Annotated in this window: 10 protein-coding genes, 1 tRNA gene and 2 pseudogenes; 10 read left to right on the top strand and 3 right to left on the bottom strand. The window is 69.2% G+C overall.

From position 1 onward, the window contains the following. The 6 genes and pseudogenes from AB0B89_RS13765 to AB0B89_RS13740 form a co-directional block, all read left to right on the top strand. Positions 1–331 (top strand): annotated as a pseudogene (locus AB0B89_RS13765) (IS3 family transposase); the annotation flags it as partial. 25 nt (positions 332–356) lie between these two features. After that, positions 357–1,181 (top strand): annotated as a pseudogene (locus AB0B89_RS13760) (FtsK/SpoIIIE domain-containing protein); the annotation flags it as partial. Beyond that, positions 1,178–1,333 (top strand): hypothetical protein, encoded by a 156-nt coding sequence (locus AB0B89_RS13755; RefSeq protein ID WP_358552044.1) that lies wholly within the window; start codon positions 1,178–1,180, stop codon positions 1,331–1,333. The pseudogene AB0B89_RS13760 and the gene AB0B89_RS13755, both read left to right, overlap by 4 nt. Further along, the gene (locus AB0B89_RS13750) at positions 1,330–2,946 is read left to right on the top strand and encodes a replication initiator (protein ID WP_358552042.1); all 1,617 of its coding nucleotides are present in this window, start codon (positions 1,330–1,332) and stop codon (positions 2,944–2,946) included. Before AB0B89_RS13755 ends, AB0B89_RS13750 begins: the two co-directional genes overlap by 4 nt. Continuing rightward, positions 2,943–3,155 carry a helix-turn-helix domain-containing protein gene (locus AB0B89_RS13745; protein WP_358552040.1) on the top strand — a complete coding sequence of 71 codons (213 nt, stop codon included), beginning with the start codon at positions 2,943–2,945 and terminating at the stop codon, positions 3,153–3,155. The genes AB0B89_RS13750 and AB0B89_RS13745 overlap by 4 nt, the downstream gene beginning before the upstream one ends. Before the next feature lie 14 nt (positions 3,156–3,169). Then, positions 3,170–4,513, top strand: a complete 1,344-nt coding sequence (locus AB0B89_RS13740; protein WP_358552038.1) for a tyrosine-type recombinase/integrase — start codon at positions 3,170–3,172, stop codon at positions 4,511–4,513. Positions 4,514–4,720: 207 nt separating this feature from the next. On the opposite strand, the gene AB0B89_RS13735 is transcribed toward AB0B89_RS13740, so the two are convergent. From AB0B89_RS13735 to AB0B89_RS13725, 3 genes are all read right to left on the bottom strand, one after another. Next, positions 4,721–4,794 (bottom strand) — tRNA-Arg (locus tag AB0B89_RS13735). Positions 4,795–4,868: 74 nt separating this feature from the next. Further along, complete coding sequence (locus tag AB0B89_RS13730; protein WP_358552036.1) at positions 4,869–5,612, bottom strand: ZIP family metal transporter; 744 nt, start codon at positions 5,610–5,612, stop codon at positions 4,869–4,871. A gap of 50 nt (positions 5,613–5,662) precedes the next feature. Continuing rightward, positions 5,663–6,646, bottom strand: coding sequence for a Gfo/Idh/MocA family oxidoreductase (locus tag AB0B89_RS13725; RefSeq protein ID WP_358552034.1), 984 nt, complete (start codon positions 6,644–6,646; stop codon positions 5,663–5,665). A gap of 788 nt (positions 6,647–7,434) precedes the next feature. Here AB0B89_RS13725 and AB0B89_RS13720 point away from each other — a divergent pair. The 4 genes from AB0B89_RS13720 (at position 7,435) to AB0B89_RS13705 (ending at position 11,514) form a co-directional block, all read left to right on the top strand. Beyond that, complete coding sequence (locus AB0B89_RS13720; protein ID WP_358552032.1) at positions 7,435–8,142, top strand: phosphotransferase; 708 nt, start codon at positions 7,435–7,437, stop codon at positions 8,140–8,142. 99 nt (positions 8,143–8,241) lie between these two features. Beyond that, on the top strand, positions 8,242–9,234 hold the full coding sequence (locus AB0B89_RS13715; protein WP_358552048.1) for a cobalamin biosynthesis protein: 993 nt from the start codon (positions 8,242–8,244) through the stop codon (positions 9,232–9,234). 272 nt (positions 9,235–9,506) lie between these two features. Next, entirely contained in the window at positions 9,507–11,087 is a 1,581-nt protein-coding gene (locus AB0B89_RS13710; protein ID WP_358552030.1) for a cobyric acid synthase, read from the top strand. Positions 11,088–11,130: 43 nt separating this feature from the next. Further along, positions 11,131–11,514, top strand: a complete 384-nt coding sequence (locus tag AB0B89_RS13705) for a DUF393 domain-containing protein (protein ID WP_358552028.1) — start codon at positions 11,131–11,133, stop codon at positions 11,512–11,514. Positions 11,515–11,548: the final 34 nt, after the last annotated feature.

Raw genomic sequence — 11,548 nt, 5'->3', positions numbered from 1 at the left:
TAAAACACTCAAGTACTGTCCCGCGTTCCCCGGGGTGTTCGGGTCCATCGAAGATGGAGGCGTCTTTTGCGACCAGTTCTTCCGGTACTACAACAATGAGCATCGCCATTCCGGTATCGGAATGCACACCCCGGCATCGGTGCATGACGGCTCGGTGGCTGAGATCCACGCCAGGCGCGCCGCCACGCTAAACGCGGCGTTCCTGGCCCACCCCGAGCGGTTCCATGGTCGGCGGCCCTGCCCACCGCCGCTGCCCTCACGAGTGTGGATCAACAAACCACTCACGTCTCAAGACGACGGCGCTTCACCACAAACCACACAAGTAGCCTGATGTCTCAACACGTTTGACAGGTTCCGACCCGCTCGCCGTCCCCAGTCCGGCGATTCCCATCCCTGCGACCGCGTCAGTCGACCCGGTACAGGTCGGCACCACCGAGGACGGCATGCCATGGCGGCTCAAGCTCCACGGGACACACGTCCTGGTCGCCGGGGCCACCGGGGCAGGCAAGGGGCCGGTCATCTGGTCCGCCATCCGTGGCCTGCTGCCTGCCGTCCGCGCCGGGCTGGTGCAGGTGTGGGGGCTGGACCCCAAGCTCATGGAGCTGTCCTACGGCCGCGCCATCTTCGGCGACCGCTACGCCGCCGACCCCGCCGCATGCGCCGACCTCCTCGACGCCGCGGTCAAGGTGATGCAGGAACGGGCAGGTCGGTTCGCCGGAGTCCAGCGCAATCACACCCCCACTGTGGATGACCCGTTCGTCCTGGTGGTCGTCGACGAGGTCGCCTTCCTCACCGCCTATCAATCCGACAAGCACCTTCGCCAGCGCATCACCAGTGCTCTTGCCACCTTGACCACCCAAGGCCGCGCGGTCGGTGTCGGCGTCTTGGCCGCGCTGCAGGACCCGCGCAAGGAGGTCATGAACATCCGCAACCTGTTCCCCGACAAGATCGCCCTGCGGCTGGATGAGTCCGAACAGGTGGACATGGTCCTCGGCGACGGCGCCCGAGGCAGGGGAGCACTCGCCGACCTCATCTCACCCCGACCCGAGACCGGCGCCGGAGTCGGATACGTGCGCCTGGAGACCAGTCCAGACCCGATCCGGGTCCGCGCGGCCTACGTCTCCGACGCCAACATCCGCGCCATGGCGGAGCAGTTCGCCGAGGTGGGTGAGGCGGCATGACGCTGGCCCACTTCCTCGACGGCTTGCGCTGCTCGGTGTGCGGCTGCCTCAACGCGCTGTGGCTGGACCCGGTATGCGGGCTCGTCGAATGCCACGAGTGCGGCCAGGTCGCGGTCACGCTCCCGGCTGAGGACGACGGTGATGCTCGATGAGCAACGCCAACGATCGGTCCCTGCCTCGGGCGGTGCGGATGGCGATGCCGCTGGCCCGGGATGTCGTCGAGCAGATCGCCAAGCAGTACGGCGTCTGCATCCGCCCGGTACCGCTGCGGCGGCTGGACATCACGACCGGCAAGTCCGACATCGTGGATGTCCCCTGCGGCGCGACCTTGGAGGCAAAGTGCCCCTCGTGTGCCAAGCGCAACCGGCAACTACGGATGGCTCAGTGCCGGGAGGGCTGGCACCTCGACTCCGAGCCCATCAACACCCCAGACGAGGCCGACGACTATCAGCGCTGCCTCGTCGAGGTGCGCGCCGACGCCCAGGTCTGGCGGGATCGGGCAGAGGCCGCGGGTGAGCCCACCGAGCAGCTGGATGCGGCGATCGTGGAACTGGACGAGGAGATCAACAACGCGGGGATGCGCGGCGACGTTCTCGGCCGTACGACTGGGAAGCGGTCGCGGTCGACCAAGCGGCGGCAGGACGCCCCGGACTTGCCCAAGCGCACGATGAGCGCCACGACGCTCGGGAGGGTGTTCCAGTCCCCGGACGGCAAGATCTTCCGGCCGTCGATGTTCATCACGCTTACGCTCCCGTCGTACGGGCGGGTCAAGGACGGCGTCCCCGTCGACCCCGGCACCTACGACTACGCGCGGGCCGCTCGGGATGCGCTGCACTTCTCCAAGCTGGTCGACCGGTTCGTGCAGAACCTTCGCCGGGTGGCCGGCTTCGATGTGCAGTACTTCGCCGCGGTCGAACCACAAAAGCGGCTGGCCCCGCACCTTCACATGGCCGTACGAGGAACCCTGCCCCGTGCGGAGATCAAGCAGATCGCGGCGGCGACCTATCACCAGGTGTGGTGGCCGTCGGTCGATGAGGTGAAGTACGAGGGCGATCACCTGCCGGTCTGGTCGGACAGGGTCGGCTACCTCGACCCGGACACCGGTGAAGTTCTGCCCACCTGGGATGAGGCGCTTGACCAGCTCGACCAGGACGAGGAGGCCGAACCGCTGCATGTGGTCCGCTTCGGCCGTCAACTCGACGTCCAGGGCGTGCTGGCCGGGAGCAAGGATGCCGACCAGTGCATCCGGTACCTGTCGAAGTACCTCACCAAGAGCATCGGCGACACCCTCGACGCCGACAACCAGGCCCAGCGTCTCCACGCGCAACGGCTCGCTGTGGCATTGCGGTTTGAGCCGTGCTCTGTGACGTGTCCGAACTGGCTGCGCTACGGCGTCCAGCCTAGGGAAGCCAAGGCGGGCATGGCTCCCGGCCGGTGCAGGGGCAAGGCGCACAAGCCCGAACACCTCGGCTACGCGGGCCGGCGGGTCCTGGTGTCTCGCAAGTGGTCGAACAAGACACTGACCGAGCACAAGCAGGACCGCCGCACCTGGGTCCTGGAAGCCCTCGGCGTCGCAGACGAACCCGTCGACCCGCACCGCTACATTTGGCGCCCCGTTCCGCACGGAGACGCCAACGTGCCTCCGCTGGCCCTCCGGCTTCTGCGGTCTGTCCATGAGCGCCAGCGGTGGCGCAATCACATGAACCAGCTCCAGGCGCAAGGAGAGGGGCTTGATCTTTCGGCAACTGAGGGGAGGGCGGCATGAGGAAGCGTGACGAGTTGATGAGCGTCCCTGACATCCTCGCCGAGCTGGGCGGGGTCTCGCTTCGCACCTTCTACCGCTGGCGGGAGATCGGTAAGGCGCCCGTGGGCTTCAAGCTGCCCAACGGGGAGATCCGGGTCTACCGCAGCGACTTCGACGCCTGGCTTGAGTCGCTACGGGAGACCGACCCCCGGAACGGCAGGGCGGCGTGAACACCAGCTATGACGTGAAGTTCTGGGACGTCCGCCGCAACAAGTCCAGCAAGACGGCGTCGTACGAGGTGCGCTGGAAGGTTGGAGGTCGGGAGAAGTCCAAGACTTTCCGCACCAAGGCTCTGGCCGAGAGCTTCCTGTCGGACCTGCGGCAGGCGGCCAAGGTTGGTGAGGCTTTCGACGTGGAGAGCGGTCTGCCCGTGTCGCTGGTCAAGGCCAAGGCCGCGCGGACGTGGCTGCAGTTCGCTCAGGCGTATGTGCTGGCCAAGTGGCCTCACTCGGCCGCCAAGTCGCGGGAGGGCATGACGGACACGATGACCGGCGCCACGCTTGCTCTCCTGCGCGACCGGCCGGGTAAGCCCGATCTCCGGGTCTTGCGGTCGGTTCTTCGTGGGCATGTCTTCCTGCCTGATGGCCGGCGGGGGAGTCTCGATGCTGATCAGGCCGCGGCGCTGCGGTGGCTCACCGGGGCCTCGCTGCCCGTCGTGGAGCTGGAGGAGGCCAAGACGGTTCGGGCCGCGTTGGAGGCGCTGTCGGTCACCCTCGATGGGAAGCGGGCGGCTGACTCGACCTTCCGGCGTAAGCGGGCGGTGTTCCATCACGCTCTGGAGTACGCCGTCGAGCTGGGAGATCTTTCGGCAAATCCGCTCGACCGGGTGAACTGGAAGCCCGCCAAGATCTCGGGGGAGATCGACCGCCGCGTGGTGGTCAATCCGGCGCAGGCTCGGGAGCTCCTCGTCGCGGTGACCTACGTGGGCCGTTCCCGCGGGGCGATGCTGGCTGGCATGTTCGCCTGCATGTACTTCGCTGGGCTGAGGCCTGCTGAGGCGGCGGGCCTGCGCGAGAAAGACTGCCATCTTCCGGCAACCGGGTGGGGCCTGCTGACCTTGGAGGAGACACGTCCGGAGAGCGGCCGGCGGTTCTCCGACTCCGGCAAGACACACGACGTTCGCGGGCTCAAGCAGCGTCGGCGCAAGGCGATACGGGACGTACCGATCCCGTCTGAGCTGGTGGTGATCCTCCGCGAGCACATCGAACGCCATGGCACCGCATCCGATGGGCGGCTGTTCCGGACCGCGACGGGCGGCGTCTTCTCCACGACGGCCTACGCCAAGGTGTGGAAGGAAGCCCGGACGTACGCGCTGACTCCTGATCAGGTCGCGTCGCCGCTGGGGGGCAGGCCATACGACCTGCGGCATGCGGCCGTTTCGCTCTGGCTCAACTCCGGGGTCCCGGCGCCGGACGTCGCTGAGCGGGCCGGGCACAGCGTGGATGTGCTGCTGCGGGTCTATGCCAAGTGCGTCGACGGGCAGCGCGAGATCGCGAACCAGCGCATAGCCGAGGCGCTGACGGCGTGAAGACGATCTACCATCGGAGGGTCACGGTCATCCCGTGGCCCTTCGTTTTTGGGCCTCTGAGCTGGGAAAACGTCCCTGGTTTCATCCCGCGTATATCCCGTGAGCACCCGCTGAGGGCTGCTTTTGGTGGCATCTGGCTGCGGGTGGCGTCAGGGGTCGATCAACGTAAAAGACCAGGTCAGCGGCTAGATGACCTGGTCTCTGCAGCGCACCCTGCAGGATTCGAACCTGCGACCGTCGGATTAGAAGTCCGGTGCTCTATCCAGCTGAGCTAAGGGTGCTCTCGGATAATTGTGCATGATCTGGGGAGCGTCCGTGCACCGTGGCCGCTCGGCGTGGATGTTCATCATGGAGTCTATGGCCGGTGGGCGGTGAGGCCGATGACCAGCCACATGAACAGGGTGCCGCCGATGGTCGCCAGGAGGGTGGCCCGGGTCGGGTGGTCGGTGGTGTGGGCTTCGGGGAGGATGTCAGCGGTGGCCAGGTAGAGCAGGAAGCCGCCGAAGAAGCCCAGGTAGGCGGCCAGCACCGGTTCGGGGATGTGGATCAGGAAGGTCAGCGAGGCGCCGACGATGGGCGCCACGGCGTCCAGGAACACCAGGATCACGGCCCGCCGCCGGGCGTTGCCGTAAAGGGTCGTGAGGGTGAAGGTGTTGAAGCCGTCGGTGAAGTCGTGCGCGATCACGGCGATGGCCACCACGAGGCCCAGCTCGCTGCCTGTCTGGAACGCGGCGCCGATGGCGGTGCCGTCGATCAGGCTGTGGACGACGAGTGCTGACCCGGCGCCGAGGCCGACGGCGGCGTGCCGGTGGCTGTGGCTGGCGTAGTGACCTTCGTGTACCTCGTGGACGGCCAGAGATCGTTCTACGACGTGGATCGTGAGGAAGCCGAGTGCGAGCGTGAGCATCGGTAGCGGCACGCCCAGCAGCCGGTACGGCCCGAGTGCGAGACCCTCGGGAACGAGATCGAAGGCCACCACCCCGAGCATCACACCGGCCGCCGCGCCGAGGACCATGTGCCGCCTGTCCTGGACGCGCTGGGCCACGACGCCGCCCAGGAGGGTCGTGACGAAGGCGGCGAAGGCCAGCACGATCGGCATGAGGCCACCGTAGACACCCAAGACGGTAATGAGCCGGGCAACACGCAAGATCAGGCCGGGGAGGGGGTTCCTCGGAGGGGGAGGCCGGCCTTGCGGTAGATGGCGTCGATCACCGTCATGTTGGCGATCGAGTCCTGGGGTGGAGTGAGGGGAGCGGTGCCGTTCTGGACGGCTGCCGCGAAGGCGCGGAGCTGGTAGGTGTAGGTGGTTTCGCCCGGTACGCGCTCGCGCCGCCGTAGCCCGTCCACGGTCACGGTGACGCGGTGGAAGAACTGCGGGGCGACGTAGTTGGTGATGCCCAGCGTGCCACGTGCGCCCTGGACGCGGGCGGCGATCTTGAGTACCTGGCCGGACCACATCGAGGCGTGGACCCGACCCGTGGCGCCCGTGGGGAAGCGGAGATCGGCGGCCATGGCCCGGTCGACTCCGGGGGACTGGAGCAGGGCCGACGCCGAGACGACGGACGGTTCGCCTGGGCCGAGAGTACGCAGGCAGTGGACCGCGTAGCAGCCCGCGTCCATGAGCGCCCCGCCGCCGAGCTTCAGCGAGTACCGGATGTCGGAGAAGCGGGGGAGCGGGAAGCACATCCAGGTCTCGACGTGCCTGATCTCGCCGAGCTCGGTACGGACGATCTCCAGCGCCCGTTCCATCAGCGGGTGGTAGCGGTAGTGGAACGCCTCCATGACCACCAGGCCGGACTTCTCGGCCGCGTCCGCGACGGCCCTGGCCTCCTCGGCGTTGGAGGTGAAGGGCTTCTCGCAGAGGACGTGCTTGCCGGCTTCGAGGGCGCGCAGCGTCCACTCGGCGTGCAGCGCGTTCGGCAGCGGGTTGTAGATCGCGTCGATGGACGGGTCGGTGACCAGAGCCTCGTAGGAGTCGTGGACGGCGGGGATACCGTGCTTGGCGGCGAAGGCTTCGGCGCGGGAGCGGTCACGGGCGGCGACGGCCACCACTTCTACGGTGTCGACGGACCGGGCCGGCTTGACGAGCGCGCTGGGGGTGATCCGGGCCGCGCCGAGAGTCCCGATTCGCATGATCGCATCATGCCAGATAGAGCGTCGGACTCCCGGATTCGTGGTGCGGTGACCACGAACGTTCACCGGTTGCCCGACGTACGGCGGCGCCGGCATCGCCGTACCTCTACTCGCCGTCGCGGCGCCTGATGCGCACCACACGGAGCGCGGTGGGTGGGCCGTGCGGGCGAAGCCGGGTGGTCCCTCGGGGTGGGTGGCCGTCCGGGTGAGGCTGGGTGGTTTCACGGTGGGCTGTGCGGGTGGGGGCGGGTGGTTTCACGGGGGCCGTGCGGGCGAAGCCGGGTGGTCCCTCGGCGGGCGGGGTGGGTGGCCGTCCGGGAGGCTGGGTGGTTTCACGGTGGGCTGTGCGGGTGGGGCTGGGTGTTTCACGGTGGGCTGTGCGGGTGGGGCTGGGTGTTTCAAGGTGGGCTGTGCGGGTGGGGGCGGGTGGTTTCACGGGGGCCGTGCGGGCGAAGCCGGGTGGTCCATCGGCGGGCGGGGTGGGTGGCCGTCCGGGTGGGGCTGGGTGGTTTCACGGTGGGCTGTGCGGGTGGGGCTGGGTGTTTCAAGGTGGGCTGTGCGGGTGGGGGCAGGTGGTCGTCGTGGTGGGCGGGGTGGGGTTGTGCGGCGGAGGTGAGGGGGCGGGTGGTAGGGGTACCCGGGAGGGGTGGGGGAAGGGTGTCGTCGTCAGGGAGGTGGGGCTAGGATTTTGGGGCATGTTGGTCGGTACGGCTTCTCCGGAGATCACCCTGATTGGCGGTGATGTGACGGAGGGTGTCGTCCGGGTGGGCGACACTGTGCGACGTCCGATGAGCGCGTCCAGTCCTGCCGTGCACGCTCTGCTCGGCCACCTTGAGGCGGTTGGGTTCGAGGGGGCGCCACGGGTGCTCGGTATCGATGACCAGGGGCGGCAGATCCTCTCCTATGTGCCCGGCCGTGCGGCGACCCGTCCCCTTCCTGCGTACGCGGTCGGTGATGAGGCCCTAGTCGACCTCGCGGTGCTGGTACGGCGGTTCCATGACGCCGTCCGGAGCTTCGCGCCTCCGCCGGATGCCCGGTGGGAGGGCGGCTCCGCCGACGACGCCGCACCCGAGCTGATCGGTCATTGCGATATCACCCCCGAGAACGTGATATTTCGCGGGAAAAGGCCTTGGGCGCTTATCGACTTCGACATGGCCCGCCCGACGACCCGGCTGTTCGACGCCGTGACCGCCTTACGGCACTGGGCGCCCATCGCCGACCCGATCGATCGCGATCCGCTGCAACGCGATCTCGATGTCGGCGCGCGGCTGAGGCTGTTCTGCGACGCGTACGGTTTCGAGGCGCGCGACCGGCGCCGGCTTCTGGAGCTGAGCCGGCTCCGGTTCGACCGCTCGTACGTCGCCATGCGATCGCGGGCCCTGACGAACGGTGGAGGCTGGGCCCGCATGTGGGAGGACGGCGCCGGCGAGCGCATCCGCCGCGCCTCGGCCTGGCTCGACACCCATTGGGACGAACTCGACGCCCATCTCCACTAGAACGCGAGACGATCTCCCAGAGCTTGAACCAGCACTCATTTCGTGAAGAAAGATCGAACGATCACACGCACAGGGAAGTCGAAGACAGGTACCGGAGCCATCGTCCGGACGGCCGCCAAGCTACGGAAGCCGGGCAGGGGCCGGAACGGCCGGGCCGTCGGGCTGCTGGCAGGAGTCGCGCTGGACGCGGTTCTCGCCGATCCGCAGAACCGGGCCCACCCCGTCGCGCTGTTCGGCCGCGCCGCCGGCGCACTGGAGCGCCGCCTGTACGGGCCGGCGCGTGCGAAGGGCGCGGCGCACGTGGCGCTGTGCGTCGGCTCGGCGGCGGTCCTCGGGGTGGCGGCCGAGCGGCTGACCCGGCGAAGGCCGTCCGCTCGCGTGGCCGTCACCGCCGTGGCCACCTGGGCGGTGCTCGGCGGTACGACCCTGGCCCGCGAAGGGGCGTACATGGCGAGAGCCCTCGAATCGGGTGATCTCGCCGCCGCGCGTGCGAGGCTGCCCCACCTGTGCGGACGTGATCCCTCCGGCCTGTCCGAGGCCGAGCTGGCCCGCGCGACGGTGGAGTCGATCGCCGAGAACACCTCCGACGCCGTAGTCGCCCCGCTGGCCTGGGGTGCGGTGGCGGGCGTGCCCGGCCTGCTGGCCTACCGGGCGGTCAACACGCTGGACGCGATGATCGGTCACCGCTCCGAGCGGTACGAGCGGTTCGGCTGGGCCGCCGCCCGCCTGGACGACGTGGCGAACTACGTCCCGGCCCGGGTCACTGGGGTGCTGGCCTGCGTGCTGGCTCCGCTGGTCGGTGGATCACCTCGTGCGGCGGCGGCCGTACTGCGCAGGGACGGCCACCGGCATCCCAGCCCCAACTCCGGGCGGTGCGAGGCGGCGTTCGCGGGGGCGCTCGGGGTCCAGCTGGGGGGCCGCAACGACTACGGCGGCCGGGTGGAGCACCGCCCCGAGCTCGGCGACGGCCCCCGTCCCGCCGTCGGCGACATCTCCAGGTCCGTACGGCTCGCGCGCGCTGTGAACCTGTCCTCGGCCGTACTCGCGATCGCCTCCGCGCGGATGCTGCGGGGGTGGCGTCGCCGGCGGTGACCGCATACCCGCCGGCCCTCCGCCGGTCCTGGCCGAATGAGCGAGATGTCCGGTCCTGGCCGAAGGAACGGGACGTCCGGTCCTGGCCGAAGGAACGGGACGTCCGGCCCGGCCGAAGGAACGGACGTCCGGTCCCGGCGGAGGAGCGAGGTCTCCGGTTCCCCTCCGGAGGAACGCGATCTCTGGTGGCGCGACTCCAGCTCTCCTGGGTGCGGGGGTGTGGATTCGGGTGGGTCTGGCATCTTTGGGGGGTGCTTAAAGGGACGCTTCTGGTGGCGGGGACGACTTCGGACGCGGGTAAGAGCGTCGTCACGGCGGGCATCTGCCGGTGGCTGGCCCGCCAGGGGGTGAGGGTGGCGCCGTTCAAGGCGCAGAACATGTCGCTCAACTCGTACGTGACCGCCGACGGAGCCGAGATCGGACGGGCGCAGGTCGCGCAGGCGCAGGCGGCCGGCCTGGAGCCCGTCGCCGACATGAACCCGATCCTGCTCAAGCCCGGCAGTGACCGTCGTAGCCAGGTCGTGGTGCTCGGCAGGCCGATCGCCGACGTGGACGCGATGGAGTACGGCGCGTACAAGGACCACCTCAGAAAGGTCGCCCTGGAGTCGCTCGACCGGCTCCGCTCGACGTACGACGTGGTCGTGTGCGAGGGCGCGGGAAGCCCCACGGAGATCAACCTCCGCAGGGGGGACATCGCCAACATGGGGTTGGCCCGTGCCGCCGACATCCCGGTGATCGTCGTCGGGGACATCGACAGGGGCGGCGTCTTCGCCTCCCTGTACGGCACGCTGGCCCTCCTCGACGCGGGAGATCAGGCGCTCATCAGTGGCTTTCTGATCAACAAGTTCCGAGGGGCGCCGGAGTTGCTCGAACCCGGCCTCGACATGCTGAGGGATCTGACCGGGCGCCCCGTGTACGGGGTGCTGCCCTGGCTCGACGGGCTGTGGATGGATCTGGAGGACTCCCTGGCCCTGGACAACAGGCCGACGCACGCTTCGGCGCCGGGTACGTCCGGGAGCCTGCGGGTGGCGGTGGTGCGGTACCCGAGGATCTCCAACTTCACCGACGTGGACGCCCTCGCGGCGGAGCCGGGGGTGCGGGTCCGGTTCGTCGCCTCTCCGGTTGACGTCTCCGAGATCCGTGAGGCCGACCTGGTCATCCTGCCGGGGTCACGCGCCACGGTCTCCGACCTCGAATGGCTGCGCCGTACGGGCCTGGCGTCCGCGCTTCTCGACCGGCGGGGCCCCATCCTCGGCATCTGCGGCGGTTACCAGATGCTCGCGCGTTCGATCCGCGACGACGTGGAGTCCGGCGCCGGGCTGGTGGAGGGGCTCGGCCTGCTCCCCGCGACCGTCGAGTTCGCCCCGGGCAAGACCCTTTCCCGCCCGGTCGGCGAGGCGTACGGCTGCCGCGTCGCCGCATACGAGATCCACCACGGGATCGTGACGGTCGACGGTGGAGAGGGTGGGGAGACGGCGCCGCTTACGGACGACGAAGACCGGAGGCCGGAGCCGTTCCTGGACGGCTGCCGGGTGGGCGCGGTGTGGGGGACGACGTGGCACGGGGCGCTGGAGAACGACGACTTCCGTCGTGCGTTCCTCGCCGACGTCGCCGCGAGGGCGGGCAGGGACTTCGCTCCCGCGCCCGGCGTCTCGTTCGCGGCCCTCCGGGAACGCCACCTGGACGCACTCGGCGACCTGATCGAGCACCATGTCGACACCGACGCCCTGCTCACGCTCATCGAGAAGGGCGCACCCTCGGGCATGCCCGCACTACCTCCAGGAGGAACCGCGGGCTTGCCTGGGCTACCTCCAGGAGGAGCCGCGGGCTCGCCTGGGCTGCCTCAGGGATAGTCCGCAGGTCCGCCCACGCTGCCTCACCGAACCGAGGAGCGTGATGGCCGTATGGGAGAATCGGCACGTGCTGGTGTATGACGGCGACTGCGGGTTCTGCCAGCGTTGTGTCGAGTTCGGGTTCAGACATCTCCCCGTGATGCCGCGGGTGAGCCGCTGGCAGGATCTCGATCTGGTCGGCCACGGGCTGACCCTCGACGAGGTGACCCAGTCCGTGCAACTGGTCGGTCCCAACGGCCTTCACGCGTCGGGCGCCCGTGCCGTCGCGCTGCTGCTCGCCGTACAACCCGTGGCCTGGTGGCGCGCGGCCGGTCAGATCATGCTCGTCCCCCCGGTGAGCTGGGCCGCCGAGGCGGTCTACCGCGTCATCGCCCGCAACCGCCACCGCCTCCCCGGCAGCACGGGCACCTGCGCCGTCGACCGCTGACCCGCCGACCTGGCCCACCCCGGTAGAGCTTTCT

The organism is Sphaerisporangium sp. NPDC049002, from assembly GCF_040649355.1.
Classification (GTDB): Bacteria; Actinomycetota; Actinomycetes; order Streptosporangiales; family Streptosporangiaceae; genus Sphaerisporangium.
This window is presented reverse-complemented; position numbering and strand designations above follow the sequence as displayed.

Bases quoted from the DNA above. Each gene is read 5' to 3' on its own strand.
- AB0B89_RS13755 (WP_358552044.1), top strand. From the start codon at position 1,178: ATGACGCTGGCCCACTTCCTCGACGGCTTGCGCTGCTCGGTGTGCGGC.
- AB0B89_RS13750 (WP_358552042.1), top strand. From the start codon at position 1,330: ATGAGCAACGCCAACGATCGGTCCCTGCCTCGGGCGGTGCGGATGGCG.
- AB0B89_RS13745 (WP_358552040.1), top strand. From the start codon at position 2,943: ATGAGGAAGCGTGACGAGTTGATGAGCGTCCCTGACATCCTCGCCGAG.
- AB0B89_RS13730 (WP_358552036.1), bottom strand. From the start codon at position 5,612: ATGCCGATCGTGCTGGCCTTCGCCGCCTTCGTCACGACCCTCCTGGGC.
- AB0B89_RS13725 (WP_358552034.1), bottom strand. From the start codon at position 6,646: ATGCGAATCGGGACTCTCGGCGCGGCCCGGATCACCCCCAGCGCGCTC.
- AB0B89_RS13720 (WP_358552032.1), top strand. From the start codon at position 7,435: ATGAGCGCGTCCAGTCCTGCCGTGCACGCTCTGCTCGGCCACCTTGAG.
- AB0B89_RS13705 (WP_358552028.1), top strand. From the start codon at position 11,131: ATGGCCGTATGGGAGAATCGGCACGTGCTGGTGTATGACGGCGACTGC.